Genomic DNA, 457 nt, shown 5'->3' on the forward strand with positions numbered 1-457 from the left:
TTGCAAGAACAATTAAACCTTCAAATGAATTGGAAAAACATAGGGTAATAGAAAAGTTTGAAATAGAAAGAGAATATTGGTATCAACGAAACGTAGATTGGGGAATAGTGACGGAAAATGAAATCCCTAAAATATTAGTGAATAATGTGGAATGGTTACACACGTCGTATTTTTTTCATGAAGACCTCTCTCCTTCAGCATATAAAACTTTGCTGCAACAATTGAAATATTCTCTTTCAAGAAAAGGTGTTTCTTTAATTGAAATACTAACACAATTTGATATCCAATATGGGCTAGAAAATGGCATGGCTTTGGAGCTATTTAAACATCTTATTGCGGTTAAAGAGATTAAAGTGGATATGTTCCAACCAATACACACTCATTTATTTGTAGAGGATCTTATTTTGGAAGGCGCTCAAAATTGGGAGAAAGGAGCAGTTTAGATGTTTGTTGAAAA

General features: G+C 32.6%; 1 protein-coding gene. It reads left to right on the plus strand.

Translation table 11 applies throughout. The features are described 5' to 3' along the window. On the plus strand, window positions 1–443 hold a 443-nt coding region (locus tag KVT27_RS23710; protein ID WP_217582080.1), incomplete at its 5' end, for a TnsA endonuclease C-terminal domain-containing protein. Between the last annotated feature and the right edge of the window lie 14 nt (window positions 444–457).

This window comes from Lysinibacillus sp. GbtcB16 (assembly GCF_019091145.1).
Classification (GTDB): Bacteria; Bacillota; Bacilli; order Bacillales_A; family Planococcaceae; genus Lysinibacillus; species Lysinibacillus fusiformis.